Below are 19,853 nucleotides of genomic sequence, written 5' to 3'. Positions count from 1 at the left end.
AAGCATCGGTCACAGTAACCGAGCAGGCCGGTCAGATGAAGGGTTCGGCGCGTGGCCTTGCACACCCGCCACGGTCAGGTCCATGTTCGCCGTCGCGTATGCCGAGAGGCTTGGCAGGTCCCAGTTCGTCTCCAGCGCCAAGCTGCTTGTCCCCACCGGCACCGCGGGCCATGCATAAAGTACCGCCGGCGCTGCCTCCGGCAGCCCAAACAGCCGCAGCGCCTCCACCTCGATCTGCCCGTCGAAGCCGACGATCCCCACCTGCGCGAAGGCCACGCCCGCACCGACCCGGATGGTCTGCCGCCGGTTCAGCCAGGCGGGCAGCAACAGTGCGGAGAGCCGGCGCCGTGTCGGGCCACGCCAATGCGAGGGCACCAGGACCGGCGAGATCAAGGTGACCGGAACCGCCTGCCGTCATCCCGGATGAGGACGCGCAAGGGAGTGGTGCCCGAACTCGAGCCGTCCTTTGCCCGCCAGCGGCCATTTTCACATAGCACACCGCCAGTTACGGCCACGGCATCGAACTCGACCTCATTGCGGAACACTTGGCCGTCAGGGGCAACGGCAGCGAAATCCGTGACGCAGCGCATACCCGCGATGACCGGGTCATACCCCTCGATCATCCAACCGCCTCCACCCGTGCTTTCGAAGCGGGACGTCAGCGGTGGCCAGTCCATTGGGCTATCTGGCGCCGCCATGGCGTTGGTCCCCGTGAGCATACAGAGGAGCAGCATCAAGGCGCGTTGCATAAATATCTCCGATTGGTATTTCAGAGTTCCATACGGGACAGCAGAGGCTGTGGATGCAGCCTGCCTCGCAGAGCTGACGACCGGCATATTTGGTTACCTATGTTTTGCCGCCCAGGGTTGGGACTGTGGCGCCTTCGTGACCCCGCAACCTGGAGCGGTCCGGTCAGGTCGAGGGTGCAGGGTACTCGGCCAGATGCTGTGTTTAGAAACCAATGTTGTCATCGCTTTTGCCGCTTGTCTCGCGGCCGGTGCAGAGCGAATGCTCACCCGTGCTGAAGGAACCCGGCACCGCCCCCACCAACCCCTCGGCGGGGCTCTGGCCAGTAGGACCCGATGGTTGGGTCATGCCCCAGGAGCCCCACCCATGAGCCTCTCCGACACCGCCCGCAGCATCCTCACCGAGGCGAGCCAGCACCCACTCGGCGTCGCTGCCCCACCAGCCACGCTCCCTGCTGCCGCCCGGCATGCGGTGCTGCGCAGCCTGCTGCGCCAGGTGTTGGTGGCCGAGTATTCGGCGCCGAACGACCATCATGGCCTTGGCTGGCGGCAGGCCGACGGCACCACGACGGCAATGCAGATCACCGAGGCTGGGCGCCAGGCGATTGGATACGACGAGCCCCGGAATGCAGTCGACGAGACGGAACTTGGCGGTCTGACGCAGGCCGAATACGAGACCGAGCTGGATGACGGTCATGATCCCAAGGTGGCTGTCGGCATCGTGCCTGCCAACGGCCCCACAGAGCCCCACAGCGAGTCATTGGCGCCGCCGGCGACAAGGCTCGTGGGTCACAGCGGCGTAGGCGACAAAGGCGCTGGCGGCCCCTCCAAGACTCCGCTTGGGGCGCCTCGCCTTGTCCGCCTGCGCGAGGCTGCCCAGGCCGTGCTTGCCGCCTGGGGCACGCCAGAGCAGCCTGGTTTGGCCGGCGCCATCGGCGCACTGCAAACAGCCCTGGCCTCGTGCCACCCTAATCCCAAGGACGCGGCCGCCCGCGCCCCTCGACCCGACACCAAACAGGCGACGGTCCTGGCACTGCTGCGCCGCCCCGAGGGTGCCAGCGGGCCGCAGCTGATCGAGGCCACCGGCTGGGCGCCGCATACCGTCCGCGGCTTCCTCGCCGGCCTGGGACGCAAAGGCATAGCGGTCTCGGTGCTGGAGCGGGTTCGCCAAGTCGGTCCGAATAAGGCCGGGGCCAAGGGCAGCTACACCATCTACCGCGTCGCCGAGGCCGGCTGATGCTCGCCAGCCGAACCGGAACCCCGCGCTACGCGGTAGGGCTGACCCGGGTCTCCACCGCCGAGCAGGGGCAGAGCGGCCTCGGCCTGGAGGCGCAGCAGGCCAGCGTCCGGGCCTTCACCACGGAGCAGGGATGGGTGCTGGTCGCCGAGTACAGCGACATCGCCAGCGGCAAAGACGACCACCGGCCTGGCTTCCAGGCAGCGCTCGCCCGCTGCCGGCAGCTCGGCGCGGTGCTGGTCGCCGCCCGGCTCGACCGGATCACCCGGCGGGCTCACACGCTGTCGCAGCTGCTGGAGGATGGCTACTCGGTCCGGGCGGCGGATATGCCCGGCGCTGATGACCTGATGATGCGGATCTATGCGGCGATGGCACAGAAGGAGCGCGAGCTGATCAGCGAGCGCACCAGGGCCGCGCTGCGCGCCGCCAAGGCGCGGGGTACGATGCTGGGCGGTGATAGGGGCTACCGGCCTGCCATGGGGCCCAGCGCCGCGGCAGCGACCCAGGCACGTCGCCTGGCAGCGGAGCGGGCCGCCCACCGGCTGACCCTGGAGGTAGAGCGGCTGCGGACAGAGGGCGTTACAGGCCAGGCGGCGATAGCGCGGGCGCTGACTGAGCGTGGCGTGGCGACACCGCGGGGCTGCGGTGTTTGGACCCACACCACCGTTGCCCGTGTTTTGGCCCGAGCCGAAGCCTGACCCACGACCCGGTCACCTCCGGACGACGACGAACATTTCTTCGGCCCGCCGCCGTGCCTCCTCCTCAATCAGTGGCCAAGGCCAAGCCGGATGCGCCGCCAGCACGCGCTCCATGAACGCCGCCACCAGGTCCCGCTCCCCTGGCGTCATACGCAACGCCTTGGGCTCGAAGAAGCCAAGCTGGGCGGGGTGGGGCGGCGGAGAATCGTCTGGCATGGCCGAAGCCTAGAACAAATAAAGAACAACATGGTGCTGCTAAATCAGGGCTGACCTCCCTTATCCCCGATATCCACAGCCCGACGGCGCGGAGCTCAAAGCTGCCGAGTCGCCCTACCGCGCCAAGATCCACCCTTCCCAGGCTCGGGAGCGGTCTTGCACCTCGGTGGCCTCTGGTCGGCGCCCATCTGCCACCTCGATCATCTTCACCAGCCCCATCAGAGCATCGAAGGCGTCCTCCCCTGCTGACAGCGGTCCAAAGCCGTCCAGGATGGCCTGCTGCGCTCCGGGCGCGAGGCGAACCCCATGCGCCGCGGCCCATGCGAAGATCGCCTCCGCCTTCCGGCACCGGTCGGCCATTCTGCGCTTGCTTTCGCCACGGGAGAACTCGGCGCCAACCAAGCGATAGGCTTCGGCGGGGTAGGTTTCAGCTATGACGACGCCAGGGAGCACCGCCAACTCGGCGAGCGTGCCCTCGAACGGCCACAGGCGTGCGCCGCGACGCCGGGCAGGGATGACGACTTCCTGCCAACCAGCGAGGGCCGCCTTGCCGACTTGGTTCCCACCCAAGGTCCAAAAGATCGAGCAGGCCGCTTGGCGATAGGACGTAGCGCGCTCGGAGGCCCGCAGCAGCTCATTGAAGCTGTTAACACCCAGGCCGGCCACCAGGGTAGCGCGGGTTACACCTTTGGGCGCGCCTTGGGGGTAGAAGGGCCGGCGTAGCGATATCTGATCCGGTCTCTGCGCCACCTCGAAAAAATCCGGCCAGGCGTTGGTCCCGAGGAGGTCCAGAAAATCGACGAACCCGCGTGCCCCAGTCTGGACGCCGTAGGCTTCGGGCAGGCCGATGGGAAAGTCGAATCCGAGTAGCACTCTGTCATGCTCGGCTGAGGCAAACGCCCGGTATAAGAAGTCCTGAATAAGGCCCACTCGTTCTGGCGCACCCACCTCCCAGCTACTACCAACCCGCCGTGCGGTCGCGGCCCATCGCTTCCGGCTGTGTTTGCTCCAATCAGCATGGACCAGCAGATCGAACATTCAGGCTCCTTCTGGCCGCACCACACCGCATCATTGCACGGCACGCTCAAAACGCCTGATCATACTCCAGCCTGCTGGAGGAGGGCTATGCGATCCGGGCAGATGACATGCCGGGCGCCGATGGCCCAATGATGCGGATCTACGCTGCCGTGGCGCAGAAGGAATGGGAGCTGATCAGCGGCTGTACAAAAGCCGCGCTGGCAGCTGCCAAGGCCTGTGGGGCGGTGTTGGGGGGTGATAGGGGCTTCCGGCCTGCCTGCGGCCCAGATGCCACGCTTGTCGGCGTGGCGCGGCGCAAGGTGGCGGAGCAGGCGGCACACCGCGTAGCCATAGACATTGAGCGGTTGCGTGAGGGGAGTGTCACCAGCCATGCGGCGATGGCCAGGGCGCTGAACGAAAGGGGTGTGCCGGTGCCGTCCGGCCGCGGGACCTGGACGTACAACGGTGACAAGGGTGATGGCGCGAGCAACTGCCTGAAGTTCGCTTATGCAGACTGTAAGGCTGTTCGCCAAATCCAACATCCTTGATCGTTTCGTATGGTTCTGCGCAGCTTTGTCGAGTTGGGGGGCACAGATGCAAATCACCGGAACTGCTTTTGCTCGAAAATGCCTTCGCTTTGCGGCCGGCGTCACATTTTTCCTTCCATCTTTGCTACTGAGTGCGGCGACAGCGCTCGCGGACTGCAACACTCCTCTGCGCGTGCGTGTACCCGGTGCTGTACGGATCGGGCTTGGTCCAGGCCCAGATCCCAGGGCCCGTCTTAACTCGGCAGATGCTCCCTGGTCTGCGTTGGGCCGCGTCAACAACGCTGCCCTCGGCAGCTTCTGCACGGGGGCGTTGATTGCCCCGACAACCGTGCTGACCGCTGCCCATTGCGTCGTCAGCTCAAGAAGCGGTTGCTTTATGCAGCCTAACTCCCTTCACTTTGTTTTGGGATATCAACATGGTCAGCACGCGGGACACGCACGCGTCAGCAGCTACGTGGTGGCGCCGACATACACACCATCCCCGATGGCATCGGGAGACGACTGGGCAGTCCTGACGCTCGAAGCGCCTCTTGCCTCAGCCGCTGGAGTGCTGCGTCTTGCTGACTTGCGCACGTTCTCTCGCGGATCAGAGGGTATTCCTGTTGCCCTGGGGGGTTATCAACAGGATCGCAGGGAGGTGCTACTCGGCGACCTCAGTTGCCATGTTGTTGGAGGCGAGCGCGACGTTGCTGGACGTCTGATGCTTTTGCATACCTGCGCTGGAACGCGCGGCACCAGCGGTGCACCTCTGCTCGCCCGGGCTCCCTCAGGAGAATGGTCCATAATTGGCGTGGCCAGTGGTGTGCGTGGTGGCCGCACTACAACAGCCGAAAGCACTACCTTTGTAGGTGTAACAGGCGGAGCAGCAGTTCCAGCATGGGAGATCGACCTTGCGGCCGGCGTGCCTCCAGCAAAATCCCTCTCCACCCCCACCAGGGCTGGCCCGCCATAGCCGACGGCCTGTTCACCACCGACCAACGGTCGTCGATCGGTGTTGAACACCCCCGAGGCTAGGCCGTCCGCCAGGTGACGGCACCACCATTCGCATCCCGCTCGAACAGCCGGACCCAGCTATCCTCCGGCTCCGTCGACTTGGGCTGAGTGCGGTGCCAGTGACCATCTTGTCGAGCAGCTGGCCGACCAGCCCCAGCGCATCGACCTGATCGTCATGCTTGCCGGCCGGAAAGGTCAGCAACTCCGCCTCGAAGGCGTGCCGCCAAGCCGCCTGCCGCGGCAGGTGCAGCCCATCCAGCGCAATGCGCCCGCGGATCGACTGTGCCCGCACAGATTTGTCGCCCCGGGTCGGAAAGGCATGCCGCGCCACGAAGGCTTGGCGCTCGCGCATCCGCCGCTCAAGGAAGGGCCCGATGCCGGCGCGAATCTGCCCAACCTCCTCTGCCCAGCCGATCGGCTTCCACTGCCGGACAAGATCACAGAAGGCCTCAACCCAGGTATCGGAGGCAGTCTGGCCACGCCACAGATCGAGCAGCCAGAGCCGGCCATTCGGATCCATCCCCACCACGGCGTGCACGGTGAAATCCCCACCGTTTGCCGTGACGGCATAGTCGGAGCCGCCATAGACCCGCAGCGTCGCCCGGTCAGGCATGCTGTCGGCCTGGTGCAGCCAGTCCCGCTGGAAGTAGTCGCCGGTGTCCGGGACCGGGCGTTGCTGATACAGGCCGGACCAGCTGCGGGTGCTGGCCTCGGCCTTCACTCGGGCGAGCGAGGCGGCATAGCCGTAGCCGTCGTCGCCCCAGAGCATCTCCCCCGGGGCCCGGCCCAGCGGGTCGTCCGCCTCGGCCTCAGCCGGCAGCGACACCACCCGCCACTGATCCCGCTGGGCCGCCAGCAGCCGCCCGGAGAGGTCGTCCTCATGCCAGCGGGTCTGCACCAACACGATGGCCGCACCAGGCCGCAGGCGGGTGCGCAGGTCGTCCTGGAACCACTCCCAGACCCGATTGCGCCGCGCCTCGCTATCCGCCTCCTCGCGGGACTTCACCGGGTCGTCGATCAGCGCCAGGTCGGCGCGTAGGCCGGTGATGACGCCGCCGATGCCGGCGGCGCGGTACTCACCACCATTGCTGGTGGTCCAGAGGTCCTCCGCCTCGCGCTCGAGCCGGTAGCCCAGCACCAGGCCATCGCTGCGGATCCGGCCGCGGACCCGGCGGGAGAAGGTCCCCGCCAGGTCTGCGGTGTTGCTGGTGGCGATCACCCGGCGATCGCGGCCCTGGGCCAGGAACCAAGCGGGGAAGAGGTCCGAGGTATAGGTGCTCTTGGCCGAGCCGGGCGGCATGAAGACCATCAGGCGGTCCTGCACCCCGTCCGCCACGGCCTGCAGCTCGCGGATAAGCAGGCGGTGGTGGGCGGCCGGAGCCAGGCCCTGCGGGGTCAGGGCATGGCCGCACCAGAGGCCGAAGTCCCGGCGCATCGCCCGGCGCTGGCCCAGCTCCCAGGCGGCGTCACTCGCCATCGATCGTCAGCCGGGCCGCCCGCGACCGGGCGATCTCGTCGAGCAGCTCCTCGTCGGTCATGATCTCCGGCGTCTTGGCCGAGAGGATCAACTCGTGCTTCTCGCGCCAGCCGGCCCGGGCCTTCATCCAAAAGATCGCCGCCGCGGTGTTCTGGCCGGAGGTGGCCATCTGGAACAGCGTCTGCGCCACCTTGGCCGTGGCCTCGATCGAGCCGCGGTCCAGCTCCCGGCGGAAGTGCTTGCGCAGGGTCTTGTCGTCGATCTCAAGCAGGGTGGCGATGTCGGCCTGGGGGATGCCGAACCCTGACATGGCGCGGACCGTGCGCTGCTGCTCCTCGGTCGGGCTATAGGCTGGCGCGCCCATCCACGGCCTCCGTCGCCCGCTGGGCCCCAAGGGCGGCGAAGGTCGTGCCGGGGTCCTGTAGCGTCGCCTGCAGCCCGGTGAAGGCCTGCCAGCGGGCCAGGGCGACGTCCACATAGGCCGGGGCGAGTTCGATGGCGTGGCAGGCGCGGCCCTCCATCTCGGCGGCGATCAGGGTGGTGCCTGAGCCGCAGAAGGGCTCGTAGACCGCCTGGCCGGGGCTGGAGTTGTTCCGCATTGGCCGGGCCATGCACTCGACCGGCTTCTGGGTGCCGTGGGTGGTGGTGGCATCCTGGCCACGGCTGGGGATGGACCAGAGCGTAGTCTGCTTGCGGTCACCGCTCCAGTGTCCGGTGCCGCGGACCGCGTACCAGCAGGGCTCATGCTGCCAGTGGTAGTGGCCGCGGCCCATGACCAGCCGCTCCTTGGCCCAGATGATCTGGGCGCGGACGGCAAAGCCCGTCGCGGTGAGGCTCTCGGCCACGGTGCCGGCGTGCAGGGCGCCATGCCAGACATAGGCAACCTCGCCGGGGAACAGCGCCCAGGCCTCGCGCCAGTCAGCCCGGTCGTCGTTCAGCACCTTGCCGACCCGGGCGGTCTTGCCGCCGGCCAGGGCGACATTGCGCCAGGCAGGATCGTATTCCACCCCATAGGGTGGGTCGGTGACCATCAGGTGCGGCCGGACCCCGGCGAGGACCGCCTCCACCGCGGCTGCATCGGTGCTGTCGCCGCAGAGCAGGCGGTGGCGGCCCAGCTGCCAAAGGTCGCCGGGCCGGCTGACCGGCGTCTCCGGCACCGGTGGGATCTCGTCCGGGTCGGTCAGGCCGCTGGTGGGCACGGCAAACAGAGCGCCAAGCTCCAGCGGGTCGAACCCGGTCAGCGCCAGGTTGAAGCCCTCGGCCTGGAGATCGCCGAGCTCGATCCGCAGCAGATCGTCGTCCCAGCCGGCGGAGAGCGCCAGGCGGTTGTCGGCCAGGATGTAGGCGCGGCGCTGGGCAGCACTGAGGTGGGTCAGCTCGATGGTCGGCACTTCCGTCATGCCGAGCTGCCGGGCGGCCAGCAGGCGACCGTGGCCGGCGATGACGCCGCGCTCGCCGTCCACCAAGATGGGGTTGGTGAAGCCGAACTCGCGGATGGAGGCGGCGATCTGCGCGACCTGCGCCGGCGAATGCGTACGGGCGTTCCGGGCGTAGGGCACGAGGTCGGCGACCGATGCCGGCTTGTAGGTGGGGAAGATGCGGCACTGGTCCTCAGTCGGGACTGCAGGCTGGCGGCCGGCCATGGTGATGCTCCGGGCAGCGCTCTGAGCAGCGCGGCGGTGCACCTATGATACCGGATGGAGGATTCGGGCCGCAACGCGACATGCGCGCGCAGGACTACGATGTTGTCCGCGCATGGTGGGAGATGGCTACTTCTGGTGACGCATCGGAAGGTACACGAGGAACCCGCGAGCGCCGTGAGGTTCATCATGGTGCCTTTGGTGCCTTTGGTGCCTTTTGAGGGTTTCTCCGCCCTACCTCTACAAAACTGTCAACACATGTGTATCGTATAATGGATAACTTTCGCTTCTGACACTTCCCGTGGGGCTTCGGGATCAAAGCCGTAAAAGGCACCAAAGGCACCATCATCACCGATGGTGATCAAGTCAGCCATGAGGTGTTGCGGCCTCGAGGCGCCAGCGCAACACGCCGGCGCTGGTGCCAGCGCGTGCAATGCGGTGTCCCGCTACGATGCGGTCCTGGCAGCTGCCCAGCCATTTTCCGAGACGCTTGCCGTTGATGGCGCCGCCTTCGCCGGCGATGGCAAGGAGCGCTTCCCGAAAATCAGGATAGGCGAACTCAGCTTTGGGGTAAGCGAACGCCCCCACGGAGGTTGTTTGCTGCTGGGTCGCCTGCTCGATAATGGTGCGTACCGAGGCGCTGGAGGTCCCGATCACCGCCAACCATTGCGTCACCACGCTGGTAAGTGCGTCAAGCCGCGGGTCCATATCCCGCGTTTCCTCGATGGTATCAACCGGGTCAGCGTAACCGAGCCAAAGCAGTGCGCCGCGGACCCAACCGCTCCAGTCTCCAAAAGACCCAAGCGGATCCGGTTGCCCGGGTCGGCCGGCGACGTGATAAGCGCGCAGTACCGTCAGCACGGCGACGAGGTAGCGCCCGCGGTCGGCCTTCACCGTCTCGACCGGCGTGGTTTCAAAGCGACGCAACTCGGGCCGTTCATGCTTGGGGTCCAACCGGCATACGATGGCCCGTCGGGTCATATCGCCGACCAGCACCAGGTTGTTGCCGGTCGCCGTTACGCAGGCATTGGTCGGCAGCTCGGGGGCCTTCGACAGGCCCAGAATGCGCGCCCGCACTATCGGCTGGGTCAGCATGGCACATAGGAACTCACCGCCGAGCGGCGCCTCACAGTTGTCGATGGCAATGACCTGATCGCCGGCCAGCAGCAGCGCACCGAGGCGCTTCTCCAACTCCTCCTCGGTCTTGCCCTGCGAGATGACCGCGGCCTCCCGACCGCTGGCGACGAGGCTGACCAGGTCCACCAGCATGGACTTGCCTGAGCCAGCCGTGGGAGCGGTAAAGCCGTGCATCGGCGCGGTTAGCAACGAGCGCCGGATGCAGGCTGTCAGGATCGCCGAGATGATCACCGCGCGGCTGGGGCCATCCTTGAAGGGGAAGGTAGCAACCAGCTGATCCAGCAGGCCAAGCGCGGTAGCGGCATCGGACTTAGTTGGCTGGTCGGGCACGGCCGGGAAGGCCTCCGCACCCATCTCCAGCAGCAGCCCCGTGGTCGGATCATATCCGGATTTGGCCAGGATGCTCCCATCCCGCCGCAGGGTCGGCGCATTGATCAAGCCCGCCAGCACCGGCAGGCGCCAGCGCCCGACCCGCTCCAGATAGGTCGCCGCAACCTTCATCGGTGCGTCGATGGTAACCCAGTTCTCCGAGCGCCCGTCATAGCGTTCCCATCTGGCGGCCTTGGTCATGAGTTCGACCATGGCGTGATCTCCGACCTCGATGATGCTTTGGGCCGACACCATTCGACGATCGGCCACGGTGACCATGATCCGCCCGGGCCGCACCACGATGGCCCCGCGCTGGTAGATGCTCAGACCGCTGTTGAGCAGGGCCTCCTCGGCCAGATCCGTCACCTGTGGCAGCTCACCCGCCTCAAAACGGATAAGCGGCCGGGCCGGGACACCACCGACTAGGAACTTGCCGTCCGTCAGGTCCGACACCTTCAGCCAGCCCTGTTCCAGCATCCTGCGAAGGAAGACTAGGCGGTCCACCTCATCGCAGTGGGCATGGCGGCAGTGATAGACGAAGCCCTGGCTGGTGCTCTCGCTCGAGTTGACGATCATCGTCGCCGCATCGGCCCCTGGATCGGTATGCCGATCCTCGTTGGCGCAGCGGATGTGGTGCTTCGTGCTACCGGTGACTTTGCCGATGAACAGGTCGGGCCTGCGGGCTTTCAGCGCCTTGACGATCTCGAACCGGCTGGCCGTGCCGGAGGCGGCCCAGTCCAGCAGGTCAATCGTCTCCCCCGTGTCGGGGTCGACGAAGGGGTCCACTGCGACGTCGGGACTGTCCTTGGTATGTTCCTGCTTGCCTGCCTTACCCGAGCGAGTGGCCTTGGCCCCGCCCCGGCGACCGTTGGGCTTGGTAACCTGCGGCAGTGCGAAGATGTCGCAGGGGATGCCCGTCAGCACGGCCGTCTCCGCCGGCGGTCCATCAGCTGGCCGCCTCGGCAGGTAGAACAAGCGAGAAGTATCGGTGCAGGCCTGGTCGTGGCTCAGCTTTAGCGCCGCGGCTAAAGCCTCGATGCGCTCCTTCCAGGCCGCATTAGCTTGGCGTTGATTGTCATAGGCCGGCGCCGCCCAGGACCGCAGCAGCGGCAACGCGATGCGGAACTTGGGGCAGGGCTTGTGCCGGAAGGTGACGTATTCGGCATCCTCGGCCACGATCTGCGCACCGGCAGCAATGCGGGGCAGGTATTCTTTCTCGGTGACGAGGAAGTCCGACGGCGCCCCGAGGGCGTCCTTAGCCGCAGCCCTGTACTTGTCCCAATTACCGCGCTTGGCCCGGGTGGTGGTGGTCAGGTGGGAGTGGGTCGAGCTGACAGCGGCCATCCAGCCATGCTCGGCAAGGGCGGTCGTGATCTCCTGCAGGGTGGCCCCGGCATCGCTGTCGAGGAAGGCGACGTCGATCTGCTGGGCGTCGCCCTTCTGCCGGCGCGTGCCTGAGAAGATGGCGGGCACAATGCAGGTGCCAACCTTTGCCCCAATCTCATGCCGCGTCAGCTTGTTTACGAGCTCCGGCCAGAACAGTGACCGCCTATCGGCCCAGGGCCCAGTCTGGTTGTAGTAGCCGAAGGTGCAGCTAAAGGTCCTGGCGCTGGCGTCCGCCGCCGCCGCTTCGGCCGCAGTCTGCGCGTTCATGAGCCCACCACCGGACGGACGGTCTGCTTGCGGCGCCAAGCGTTCAGAAGCGCCAGACCAATCGGTCCCAGCAGATCAGCCCCCGGCTTCGGCGGGAGCGCTACCGGCTGCGGGGGCTGATGCGCCTCTCGCCAGCGTCGCCTGAAGGAAGAATTGCGGACCGGGTCACTCATCCCCGCCGCCGCGGCCGGGTCCCTCACTGACCGCCCCCACGCAACTGAGCGGCTTCGAAGGCCTCAATGTCTTCCAGGCGATAGCGGACGCGACCACCGACTTTCAAGAAGGCGGGGCCCTGACCAAGCCAGCGCCACCGCTCGAGCGTCCGTGGGCTAATGCACCAGCGGCGAGCGAGGTCGGTCTGACTGAGACGCTGGCAATCAGTTTGGTCGGTCCGCTCACCGGCGGCAAAGCACTCCTGCATTATCAAACCTCATCGCTTCGAATTTCTTCGGGATGAGGCGCAGCCTTCAAACACGCGATCCAGAACCGCGATTCAACCTTTCTCTTTTTGAATCGCGGCCTTGGATCGCGCTTTCAGTTGCCGATACGCAGAGGCCAGCGTCTTTGCGATAGTGGGAGCTGTTGGCACTTGATACGAAGTAACCTTCTCGGCGATCCAGGCCGCCAGCACCTCGCTCTCGTCGGCCATGGTCGGCATCAGTTCGCCTACCGTCGATCGATGCTCCATCTTCCGCTGTATCAGTGGAATCAAGGAGATTTTCCCGGGCGCGATCAACGGTGTGTCCGGTCCTTCGACGACCCGACGCGCATGGTCCTCCAGCAGAAGCAAGACTTCCTCGTCGCTCAGCGCCCGAATGTTAGTGAGCGTAATTTGCGCCGGTACTGCCGCGCTTTCCTTCGCCCTCGGCGCCGCTGGATCAGGCGCAGCCTGTTCTGCATCGGCTGCGGGTGGCTCAGGCCCCTGAACGGCAAGGACGGCGCCATACTTCATTCCATCGAGGGTCACCACATCCGAGCCGAAGTGAAACTTCAGCTCAGCAGCCCATACCCCCGGGATCACGCTTGTTGCCTGCATCCGAACTGGCCGAATCTGGACACCGACCAGATGAAACTCCCCGCGCACCAGTTTTGCCGCGAACTCGGTCTCCAACGCCCGCCATGCGTCGAGCAGCATCGTGTAGTCAGCTGGCCCAGCCATCCACCTAGTCGAGGTGGGCTGGGCCAGCATCTCTGGACTGCAAAGCAAGGGACGGTGGTCCAGCTGCGCCATTTCGAACGGCGTGTGGAGGCGTTCCTGAGCCCGTACTGCCTCGACCAGTCGTGGGTCAGACCAATGAATAAGGGCGTCCTTCAGTCGGAGCCCTCCAAGTTGCGAATCGGTTCTCATGGCTACGACGGTAATGGCCTGGTCTTATCGTCTGGAAGCTTTGTCTTCGGCCGCGAAATAGCCCCGAGGGTTGCCTGATGGTCCCCCTCGGAGCGGAGCTGATGCACCTCCCGCCCCACCTCCGCGAGGTCTGCACCATCCTGGCCGCCGGCCTGCTGCGGCTACGGTGCCGCAATGCCGAGGATAGTGCCCACGACACCGAGCAGGCAGGCGGCGCGGGAGAGAGTTCGCTACACTATACCGCCCGGCAGAGCGGTTATGCGGCCCCCAGAGAGAGGCCTACCGCATGACCCGACGACCCTCGACCGCGCCACCAACGCCGGCGCCGACCATTCCCAGGGTCCCACCCGCTGACGTCCTGGGCCGGCTGGCCGCCCTCCAGACGACTCCGATCGCTCTACTGAAGCAGCAGTGGCGGGAGCTTTTTGGAAAGGAGCCGCCACCCTTCAACAAAGCCTACATCCAAAGCCGACTGGCCTACCGTATTCAAGAACTGGCCTATGGCGGCCTGAAGCCCGAGACCCGGGCCCGGCTCGAGGCGCTGGGCGAGCAGCTGGACGGCGGCAACATCGTCCTGCGGCGGATCCGCGCTGATAGTCGGCCGCTACCTGGGACACGCCTGATCCGCGAGCATGGAGGTGTCGAGCATGTCGTCACCATTCGGGCCGATGACTTCGAGTTCGAGGGCAGGCCCTACCGGTCCCTCTCGGCCATTGCCCGGCACATCACCGGCACCCGCTGGAATGGCTGGACCTTCTTCGGTCTTAAGGGGAGACCTGGAGCATGAGCCGCCGGAAGCTGCCAGAGCCCGCGATACCGGCGACCGTGAAGAAGCTCCGCTGTGCGGTCTACACCCGCAAATCGACCGATGAGGGCCTGGACAAGGTGTTCAACACCCTGGATGCCCAGCGGGACGCCTGCGAGGCCTACATCGCCTCCCAACGCGCCGAGGGCTGGCTGCTGGTCCGGGACCAGTACGACGATGGCGGCTTCACTGGCGGCACGCTCGAGCGGCCAGCCTTGCAGCGGCTCTTGCGGGATATCGAGGCCGATCGGGTCGACGTCATCGTGGTCTACAAGATTGACCGCCTGTCCCGCTCGCTGATGGACTTCGCCAAGCTGGTAGAGACCATGGAGGCGCACGGGGTGACGTTCGTCTCGGTCACCCAAAGCTTCAACACCACGACCAGCATGGGGCGGCTGACGCTGAACATCCTGCTCAGCTTCGCGCAGTTCGAGCGCGAGGTCATTGGAGAGCGGATCCGGGACAAGTTCGCAGCCTCCCGAGCCCGCGGCATGTGGATGGGGGGCAAGGTGCCGCTCGGCTACGACGTGCGGGACCGGAAGTTGATCGTGAACGATGAGGAGGCACTGCGGGTACGGCGGCTGTTCGAGATCTTCGCCGAGACGGGATCGGGCATCGAGACCGTCCGCCGGCTGCAGACTACGGGCGCCACCAGCAAGTCGGGCCGGCCGCTAGACAAGGGCGACGTCTACAAGCTGCTCCATAACCGGACCTATGTCGGAGAGGCCGCGCATAAGGGGCAGGTCTACCCAGGTGAGCACCAGGGCATCGTGCCGCGGGAGCTATGGGACCGGGCGCATGCCGTGCTGCAGATCAGCCCGCGGGTGCGCGCGAACCAGAACCGGGCGCAGACGCCGGCGCTGTTGAAGGGCCTGATCTTTGGGGTGGATGGCCGGGCATTGTCGCCGACCCACGCCCGGAAAAACGGCCACCTCTACCGATACTACGTAGCGCAGCGCGTGCTGAAGGGCGAAGCCGCCGGCGACGACACCATCGTGCGCCGGGTATCGGCAGCGGCGATCGAGGCTGCGGTGGTGGACCAGGTACGCGCGCTGCTGCGACAGCCGGAGATCGTGGTCGGCACCTGGCGGGCGGCGCGGGTCGATACGCCGGACCTGACTGAGAGCGAGACGCGGGAGGCGCTGGTTCGGCTCGACCCGCTTTGGGAGCAGCTATTCCCGGCAGAGCAGGCGCGGATCGTGCGGTCGCTGGTGGAGCGCGTGGTGGTTGGGCCGAGCGGCGCGGACATTCGGCTGCGGGTCGAGGGACTGTCCGGCCTCGTCCGGGATCTCGGCAGGCGGGCGCCCGGTGCAGAGTGCGTGGCGGCATGAGCGCGGCCACCAACATCACGGTCCGGGTGCCGCTGACCATCCGGCGCCGGCCGGGGCGAAAGACGGTGGTGACGCCGGTGCAGGAGGGTGTGTCGGTTGTTGTAACTCGGGCTGACCCGGCGCTGGTGAAGGCGATGGCACGGGCGTTCCGGTACCAGCGTCTGCTGGACGAGGGGCGTTATGCCTCGATCGGCGAAATGGGCGCAGCGGAGCGGATCGAGCGGGGGTATCTTGGGTCGCTGCTGCGGCTGACGCTGCTGGCGCCTGACCTCGTTGAGGCGGTCCTGAACGGCCGCCATCCCGGCGGGCCAAACTTGCCCCGCCTGCTGCAGCCGTTTCCGGCATCCTGGGCCGAGCAGCGGTTGCTTTTTGGCCGGTCAGACTCGAGCGTGATCGGAGCAAAGCAGTGAAGCTCATCGCCTTCATCATGGATGAGCATGAGCTCATTCACCGCATCTGAGCCGACGAGGAAGTAGAGGTTTCTACCGTCTGCCTGAGCATTCCGCGCGACTGGGTGTGTCGCTTGAGCTCGCTGCTTATCGCGCCTGAGCATGTCGACGTCTGGCCGATCGACGATAAGGGCTATCTACCGCTGATGAGCTAAACGCCCTCGTCGCCGTACGAAGGTCAACGATTACGGAATGCAATAGCGTTGCGAAGCGCATGGGCAATTTGTTCCATTCGGCGCTCGAAGCCAGCTGCGGCTGCTGTCTGACCCAAGGCCTCTGCTCCGACGACGCCGCGCAGAACAGACCCCTCAAGTTGAGCAGCCATGTCTTCCATGGCACCCAGCGCGGCGTCCAGGCCGCCCCCTTCGATAGCGGCGCGCAACACCGCTATTTCACCAAAGGCAGCCGCGAGCGCTGTCTCAAGTGCGACGACCTCACCACGTAGCTCCTCGGTCCTGTCCGCGGTCATCGTTCGCCCCGAAACCGTTTTAATAAGTCAGAACGCGAAAGAATGTTGCATTAAGCATCCTGCTGGCAGGCGAGGCCCGGAGCGGGTTTACGCCGCGGGACGTTCCCCCCTCCGCGACCCGCTCTATTCTGGTTGCGCTCCGCTGACCTTCACCATCTCCGCCCAAATAGCCTTTTCCTTGGCTAGGCGTGCCGCGAGTCCGTCGGGCGTGGAGCCGGTTAGTCGTGCGCCCATCGTGATCGCTCGCTGTTGCAGCGCCGTATCAGCCCAGGCGGCACGCACCTCTACCGAGATTCGGTCCACCACCGCCCGCGGTGTGCCGCGTGGCGCCGCCCATAGATGCCAGGGCGAGACCTCAAAACCTGGTATGCCGGCCTCCGTCATAGTCGGTACGTCTGGCAATGCTGGCCAGCGCTGCGGCAGCGCCACGGCTAGTGCGCGTACCCGGCCTTCCTGAATCACTCCGACATAGGAGGCGAGGTTGTCCACTGCGTATTGGATGTCACCCGAGAGCAGCGACGGGATCGTCTGGGCGCCGCCACGGAAACTGACATGCTGCGCCTCAAAGCCCGCCCGGCCAGCCAAGTAGGCGCCCGAGAGGTGGATGGTGGTACCGACGCCGGAAGAGCCAAAGCTGATCCGGCCAGGCCGTGCCTTCGCCCAGTCAGCAAATTCTTGCAGAGTCCGTGCTGGGACGTGTTGGGGAGCCACCACCGCAACATTAGGCAGATCCCACATCGCGCTGATCCAAGCGAAGTCCCGCTCAGGATCATAGGGCAGGCTTTTGAAAAGATGCGGATTGATTAGCAGGTTGTGCATACTGACGGTGCCGATGGTGTAGCCATCAGGTGTCGCACGGGCGAGCGCCTCAGCGCCGATATTGCCGGAGGCGCCAGTGCGCGTCTCCACCACAAAAGGCTGGCCGAGGCGCCGCGACATTTGCTCGGCGGCCAGTCGCGTCATGACATCAAGTGAGCCCCCGGGCGGGAAGCCGACAATGACGCGCACTGGCCGGTCCGGCCAGGTCCCCTGTGCCCTGCCCGCGATTGGCAGGACGGCGAGCATGGGTGTTGCAAGCAGCGCGCGGCGGTGCAGCAAACGATGTTCCTCCCATTGTTTGTTGCGGCCAGGCTAGCATCTCACTGCAGCGCCGCGGTAGTGCAGTCGTGCGGGCGGACAGAACGAGAAGCAAATGAAACGCACTGCAGTCGTTTTGGCCCAACTGGCTGCCGTAGTTCCTTTGGCGGAAAAACCGGTAGCTAGCTCCCGTGCCGGCACACGAAATAGCCGTCAAGCATCAGACGATTGCATTTTGCGATTGCCTCAGATGAAGCTGCGGTTCGGCATGGCGAACGAGTGCGGTGCAGTGTCGGGCAGACAGTGGTGCTATAAACATGGCGAGCGCGCCGCGTGACTTGGCCGTTGCTGGTTGTCGTCTGGCTCTGCTGGGGCCTCAGCTATCCCTTCATGGCCTGGACGCTGGAGGCGGTGGACCTGATCACCGCCAGGTTGCTGGCCAACGCCGGCGCCGGTATCCTTCTTCTGCTGCTTTGCCTGCGTTCTCCGGGCCGCCGCATCCTGCCGCACCGCGAGGAGTGGCGCGGCGTCTTCGCGCTCAGCCTGCTGATCATGGTGGTCTTCCCCTTCGCGCTGATCGCCGGGGTGATGCTGGTCGGGCCGGGGCAGGCTGCCATCCTGAATTACACCATGCCGCTCTGGGCTTCGCTGCTCGCGGTGCCGGTGCTGGGAGAGCGACTAGACCGCCGAACTCTGATGGCACTCGGGCTCGGGCTCGCTTCCGTGCTGCTGGTACTGGCCGGCACCATGGGGCCCGATGGCCCGAGCGGTCTCGGCGTAGCGCTGGGCTTGGTGGCGGGCGCCACCTTTGGCGCCGGCACGGTGCTTAGCAAGAAGCTTCGCTTCCGCAGCCCCGTGCTGCTGATCACGGCCTGGCAGCTGCTGCTGGGAACGCCGCTGGCCTTCGTGGTGTGGCTGCTGCTGTACGACCATACATACCTGCACCCGGATGCGGGGCGCGGGCTGTTCGGCTTGTTCTACATGATCGTCTTTGCCAATGCCCTCGCCTACGCTGCGTGGTTCCCCGTGGTAGGGCGGCTGAAGGCCAGCGTCGCCAGCCTCTCGCTACTGGTGGTGCCCTGCATTGGTGTCGCCAGCAGCGCGCTCCTCGTGCAGCGCGCGATAGGCCCCTTCGACGTGGCAGCTCTGGCCTGCGTGCTGGGCGCGATTGCTTTGGTGGTCCGACGGTCCGCGCCACCGCCGATCGTGGAGGAGACGCGTCGGCAGGTCGGCTGAACGGCGCCCAGTGGCACCAGCCGGACGCAAAGTGACGTAGAGGTCGCCCCGGTTGGTCTAACGGGGCTCCGCGAGGGACAAAGCTTGGGGGCGGAGACGTGGATGCTGTTCGCAGCTTCGACCGACAGGCGGTCGACACACTGAATTACCACCCGGTACTCCGCCCGAAAACCGGTCGTTCTCAATGCGGTAAAGCTTGAGGGTTAAATCGGACCACCCTCAAGCTCCGGAGAGTCTCCGGCATTTCGGAGAGAAAAACCGGTCTCGTTCTGATATTGCACCATCAAGGTCACGGCTGAAATTGGCCAGAAACCTGCGCCTCAGCGCGGTGTCTTAGTCAGGAGAGACAGGTTGTGAGGAGACCGACTGGAGCGGCGATGGGGATTCGAATGATCAGCCCCAAGCTTGTCGTACGAGGATGCAAGCCAGCCTATTCTGCCTTCCCCGGGCGGTGCCACATGGTGTTCACCGGATCAGTCAGACTGAAGCCATGCCGCGCAGCATGGCGACGAAGTTCCGCTTTGCCCGGTGCCGCGCCAGCAGGGATGCGATATAGGTCCGGTGCAGGACCGCTTCCCCACGAGCGACACGCAGCGGCGCCATCCGGGCCACGAGGTGGCAAGCCTGGGTGTAGCCGTGCTTGTTGGTGAGCCCCACCTGTTGCTCGACCAGCCGCTCGTAGGCCGTAAGCGCCTCGCCGGGCATGTCGCTCTCGCTCGCCTCGGCCAGCACGCGCCAGATCCCGTCGGAACAGCCATGCCGGCGCGCCGCGGCCCAGGCCGCCGGCAGGCGGCGCTCCCGTAGCAGGATCTCGACCAGCAACCCCGCGAGGTCGCCGCCCCGCCAACGGTCCCTCTCCGCCTTGCCGAGCTTCTCCTCAAGGAGGGCGACCGCTCGATCGGCGAGCGCGGCGCGGGCAGCGGAGCTGGCCTTCTTGCCCTTCACCATCGCCTCGTAGAGGCGCATCGAAGGCCGCCGCTCGAAGCCCGGCCAGAGCACCGCTTCGGCCTTTGCAGCCTGCCCCGCGGTGCGGTGCCGCTCGGCGAGGAAGAGCAGCAGCGGTTCGCCGGACAGGTCGTCGAACAGCCAGGCCCCCTCCTCGGCGCGGCGGACTGCCTCCGCCTCACGCCCCTGCTGCAGGCAGAACTCGACCAGGCGGAGGTAGTCGTGCGCATGCTCGAGCTGGGCCTCGCGCAGGGCGATGCGGCGGTCGACATCGCCCGCCTGGTCCGCGAAGCGGTCCAGGATCGGGAAGAGCCGGTAACGGGCGAGCCCGTCCTCTTGCGGCATGACCGTCCCGCCGCGGCCCTGCTGGGCTTGCGGCAGCCGGTCCCAAGCGGCCTGGGCGAGGCGGCGGTACTCCTCCAGACGGCACCGTCAACTTGCCGACCTCAAGTTAGCAAGGCT

21 protein-coding genes are annotated in these 19,853 nt (G+C 66.2%); 8 read left to right on the top strand and 13 right to left on the bottom strand.

The genetic code is table 11. The features are described 5' to 3' along the window. Window positions 1-9 precede the first annotated feature (9 nt). On the bottom strand, window positions 10-393 hold the full coding sequence (locus AC0IW9_RS24980) for a hypothetical protein (RefSeq protein ID WP_290316415.1): 384 nt from the start codon (window positions 391-393) through the stop codon (window positions 10-12). Continuing rightward, window positions 390-749 carry a hypothetical protein gene (locus AC0IW9_RS24975; protein ID WP_471651021.1) on the bottom strand — a complete coding sequence of 120 codons (360 nt, stop codon included), beginning with the start codon at window positions 747-749 and terminating at the stop codon, window positions 390-392. The genes AC0IW9_RS24980 and AC0IW9_RS24975 overlap by 4 nt, the downstream gene beginning before the upstream one ends. Before the next feature lie 364 nt (window positions 750-1,113). On the opposite strand from AC0IW9_RS24975, the gene AC0IW9_RS24970 reads away from it, so the two are divergent. After that, window positions 1,114-1,983, top strand: coding sequence for a DUF3489 domain-containing protein (locus AC0IW9_RS24970; protein ID WP_290316413.1), 870 nt, complete (start codon window positions 1,114-1,116; stop codon window positions 1,981-1,983). Beyond that, on the top strand, window positions 1,983-2,681 hold the full coding sequence (locus AC0IW9_RS24965; protein ID WP_290316412.1) for a recombinase family protein: 699 nt from the start codon (window positions 1,983-1,985) through the stop codon (window positions 2,679-2,681). The genes AC0IW9_RS24970 and AC0IW9_RS24965 overlap by 1 nt, the downstream gene beginning before the upstream one ends. Window positions 2,682-2,693: 12 nt before the next feature. Here the strand turns inward: AC0IW9_RS24965 and AC0IW9_RS24960 are convergent, their stop codons facing one another. Together AC0IW9_RS24960 and AC0IW9_RS24955 are read right to left on the bottom strand one after the other, a co-directional pair. After that, window positions 2,694-2,897, bottom strand: a complete 204-nt coding sequence (locus tag AC0IW9_RS24960) for a hypothetical protein (protein WP_290316411.1) — start codon at window positions 2,895-2,897, stop codon at window positions 2,694-2,696. A 114-nt stretch (window positions 2,898-3,011) separates the two neighbouring features. Beyond that, the gene (locus tag AC0IW9_RS24955) at window positions 3,012-3,935 is read right to left on the bottom strand and encodes a hypothetical protein (RefSeq protein ID WP_471651020.1); all 924 of its coding nucleotides are present in this window, start codon (window positions 3,933-3,935) and stop codon (window positions 3,012-3,014) included. A gap of 128 nt (window positions 3,936-4,063) precedes the next feature. Here AC0IW9_RS24955 and AC0IW9_RS24950 point away from each other — a divergent pair, with 128 nt between their 5' ends. Beyond that, window positions 4,064-4,462: a hypothetical protein gene (locus tag AC0IW9_RS24950; protein ID WP_290316408.1), complete on the top strand. Its 399-nt coding sequence runs from the start codon at window positions 4,064-4,066 to the stop codon at window positions 4,460-4,462. Further along, entirely contained in the window at window positions 4,422-5,414 is a 993-nt protein-coding gene (locus AC0IW9_RS24945; protein ID WP_353959293.1) for a trypsin-like serine peptidase, read from the top strand. Before AC0IW9_RS24950 ends, AC0IW9_RS24945 begins: the two co-directional genes overlap by 41 nt. 12 nt (window positions 5,415-5,426) lie before the next feature. On the opposite strand, the gene terL is transcribed toward AC0IW9_RS24945, so the two are convergent. From terL to AC0IW9_RS24915, 6 genes are all read right to left on the bottom strand, one after another. Beyond that, window positions 5,427-6,932, bottom strand: a complete 1,506-nt coding sequence (gene terL, locus AC0IW9_RS24940; RefSeq protein ID WP_471651019.1) for a phage terminase large subunit — start codon at window positions 6,930-6,932, stop codon at window positions 5,427-5,429. Next, a complete protein-coding gene (locus tag AC0IW9_RS24935) occupies window positions 6,922-7,296 on the bottom strand; it encodes a hypothetical protein (protein ID WP_471651018.1) in 375 nt (124 codons plus the stop codon). Before AC0IW9_RS24935 ends, terL begins: the two co-directional genes overlap by 11 nt. Continuing rightward, window positions 7,277-8,575, bottom strand: a complete 1,299-nt coding sequence (locus AC0IW9_RS24930; RefSeq protein ID WP_471651017.1) for a site-specific DNA-methyltransferase — start codon at window positions 8,573-8,575, stop codon at window positions 7,277-7,279. The genes AC0IW9_RS24935 and AC0IW9_RS24930 overlap by 20 nt, the downstream gene beginning before the upstream one ends. 363 nt (window positions 8,576-8,938) lie before the next feature. Continuing rightward, window positions 8,939-11,731, bottom strand: a complete 2,793-nt coding sequence (locus tag AC0IW9_RS24925; RefSeq protein ID WP_471651016.1) for a hypothetical protein — start codon at window positions 11,729-11,731, stop codon at window positions 8,939-8,941. Window positions 11,732-11,927: 196 nt separating this feature from the next. After that, a complete protein-coding gene (locus AC0IW9_RS24920; RefSeq protein WP_471651015.1) occupies window positions 11,928-12,152 on the bottom strand; it encodes a helix-turn-helix transcriptional regulator in 225 nt (74 codons plus the stop codon). Window positions 12,153-12,224: 72 nt separating this feature from the next. Continuing rightward, complete coding sequence (locus AC0IW9_RS24915; protein ID WP_471651014.1) at window positions 12,225-12,866, bottom strand: hypothetical protein; 642 nt, start codon at window positions 12,864-12,866, stop codon at window positions 12,225-12,227. A gap of 499 nt (window positions 12,867-13,365) precedes the next feature. Between AC0IW9_RS24915 and AC0IW9_RS24910 the strand changes: the two genes are divergently transcribed. Genes AC0IW9_RS24910 through AC0IW9_RS24900 form a run of 3 tightly spaced genes read left to right on the top strand, consistent with a single transcriptional unit; the run spans window position 13,366 to window position 15,625 of the window. Continuing rightward, window positions 13,366-13,866 (top strand): DUF2924 domain-containing protein, encoded by a 501-nt coding sequence (locus AC0IW9_RS24910; protein ID WP_471651013.1) that lies wholly within the window; start codon window positions 13,366-13,368, stop codon window positions 13,864-13,866. Then, a complete protein-coding gene (locus AC0IW9_RS24905; RefSeq protein ID WP_471651012.1) occupies window positions 13,863-15,215 on the top strand; it encodes a recombinase family protein in 1,353 nt (450 codons plus the stop codon). Before AC0IW9_RS24910 ends, AC0IW9_RS24905 begins: the two co-directional genes overlap by 4 nt. Next, window positions 15,212-15,625, top strand: coding sequence for a hypothetical protein (locus AC0IW9_RS24900; protein WP_471651011.1), 414 nt, complete (start codon window positions 15,212-15,214; stop codon window positions 15,623-15,625). The genes AC0IW9_RS24905 and AC0IW9_RS24900 overlap by 4 nt, the downstream gene beginning before the upstream one ends. A 217-nt stretch (window positions 15,626-15,842) precedes the next feature. On the opposite strand, the gene AC0IW9_RS24895 is transcribed toward AC0IW9_RS24900, so the two are convergent. Together AC0IW9_RS24895 and AC0IW9_RS24890 are read right to left on the bottom strand one after the other, a co-directional pair. Further along, window positions 15,843-16,133: a hypothetical protein gene (locus AC0IW9_RS24895; RefSeq protein WP_471651010.1), complete on the bottom strand. Its 291-nt coding sequence runs from the start codon at window positions 16,131-16,133 to the stop codon at window positions 15,843-15,845. A 123-nt stretch (window positions 16,134-16,256) separates the two neighbouring features. Continuing rightward, window positions 16,257-17,198, bottom strand: coding sequence for a Bug family tripartite tricarboxylate transporter substrate binding protein (locus AC0IW9_RS24890; RefSeq protein ID WP_471651009.1), 942 nt, complete (start codon window positions 17,196-17,198; stop codon window positions 16,257-16,259). A 345-nt stretch (window positions 17,199-17,543) separates the two neighbouring features. On the opposite strand from AC0IW9_RS24890, the gene AC0IW9_RS24885 reads away from it, so the two are divergent. Beyond that, window positions 17,544-18,446 carry a DMT family transporter gene (locus tag AC0IW9_RS24885; protein WP_471651008.1) on the top strand — a complete coding sequence of 301 codons (903 nt, stop codon included), beginning with the start codon at window positions 17,544-17,546 and terminating at the stop codon, window positions 18,444-18,446. Window positions 18,447-18,923: 477 nt separating this feature from the next. Here AC0IW9_RS24885 and AC0IW9_RS24880 read toward each other — a convergent pair whose 3' ends face one another. Continuing rightward, entirely contained in the window at window positions 18,924-19,736 is an 813-nt protein-coding gene (locus tag AC0IW9_RS24880; RefSeq protein ID WP_471651007.1) for a hypothetical protein, read from the bottom strand. Between the last annotated feature and the right edge of the window lie 117 nt (window positions 19,737-19,853).

The sequence above is a fragment of the Belnapia sp. AC561 genome (assembly GCF_979252845.1).
This window is presented reverse-complemented; position numbering and strand designations above follow the sequence as displayed.

Bases quoted from the DNA above. Each gene is read 5' to 3' on its own strand.
- AC0IW9_RS24955 (WP_471651020.1), bottom strand. From the start codon at position 3,935: ATGTTCGATCTGCTGGTCCATGCTGATTGGAGCAAACACAGCCGGAAG.
- terL (WP_471651019.1), bottom strand. From the start codon at position 6,932: ATGGCGAGTGACGCCGCCTGGGAGCTGGGCCAGCGCCGGGCGATGCGC.
- AC0IW9_RS24880 (WP_471651007.1), bottom strand. From the start codon at position 19,736: ATGCCGCAAGAGGACGGGCTCGCCCGTTACCGGCTCTTCCCGATCCTG.
- AC0IW9_RS24910 (WP_471651013.1), top strand. From the start codon at position 13,366: ATGACCCGACGACCCTCGACCGCGCCACCAACGCCGGCGCCGACCATT.
- AC0IW9_RS24930 (WP_471651017.1), bottom strand. From the start codon at position 8,575: ATGGCCGGCCGCCAGCCTGCAGTCCCGACTGAGGACCAGTGCCGCATC.
- AC0IW9_RS24960 (WP_290316411.1), bottom strand. From the start codon at position 2,897: ATGCCAGACGATTCTCCGCCGCCCCACCCCGCCCAGCTTGGCTTCTTC.
- AC0IW9_RS24920 (WP_471651015.1), bottom strand. From the start codon at position 12,152: ATGCAGGAGTGCTTTGCCGCCGGTGAGCGGACCGACCAAACTGATTGC.
- AC0IW9_RS24905 (WP_471651012.1), top strand. From the start codon at position 13,863: ATGAGCCGCCGGAAGCTGCCAGAGCCCGCGATACCGGCGACCGTGAAG.
- AC0IW9_RS24915 (WP_471651014.1), bottom strand. From the start codon at position 12,866: ATGCTGCTCGACGCATGGCGGGCGTTGGAGACCGAGTTCGCGGCAAAA.
- AC0IW9_RS24945 (WP_353959293.1), top strand. From the start codon at position 4,422: ATGCAGACTGTAAGGCTGTTCGCCAAATCCAACATCCTTGATCGTTTC.
- AC0IW9_RS24975 (WP_471651021.1), bottom strand. From the start codon at position 749: ATGCAACGCGCCTTGATGCTGCTCCTCTGTATGCTCACGGGGACCAAC.
- AC0IW9_RS24900 (WP_471651011.1), top strand. From the start codon at position 15,212: ATGAGCGCGGCCACCAACATCACGGTCCGGGTGCCGCTGACCATCCGG.
- AC0IW9_RS24965 (WP_290316412.1), top strand. From the start codon at position 1,983: ATGCTCGCCAGCCGAACCGGAACCCCGCGCTACGCGGTAGGGCTGACC.
- AC0IW9_RS24925 (WP_471651016.1), bottom strand. From the start codon at position 11,731: ATGAACGCGCAGACTGCGGCCGAAGCGGCGGCGGCGGACGCCAGCGCC.
- AC0IW9_RS24970 (WP_290316413.1), top strand. From the start codon at position 1,114: ATGAGCCTCTCCGACACCGCCCGCAGCATCCTCACCGAGGCGAGCCAG.
- AC0IW9_RS24895 (WP_471651010.1), bottom strand. From the start codon at position 16,133: ATGACCGCGGACAGGACCGAGGAGCTACGTGGTGAGGTCGTCGCACTT.
- AC0IW9_RS24950 (WP_290316408.1), top strand. From the start codon at position 4,064: ATGATGCGGATCTACGCTGCCGTGGCGCAGAAGGAATGGGAGCTGATC.
- AC0IW9_RS24935 (WP_471651018.1), bottom strand. From the start codon at position 7,296: ATGGGCGCGCCAGCCTATAGCCCGACCGAGGAGCAGCAGCGCACGGTC.
- AC0IW9_RS24890 (WP_471651009.1), bottom strand. From the start codon at position 17,198: ATGCTCGCCGTCCTGCCAATCGCGGGCAGGGCACAGGGGACCTGGCCG.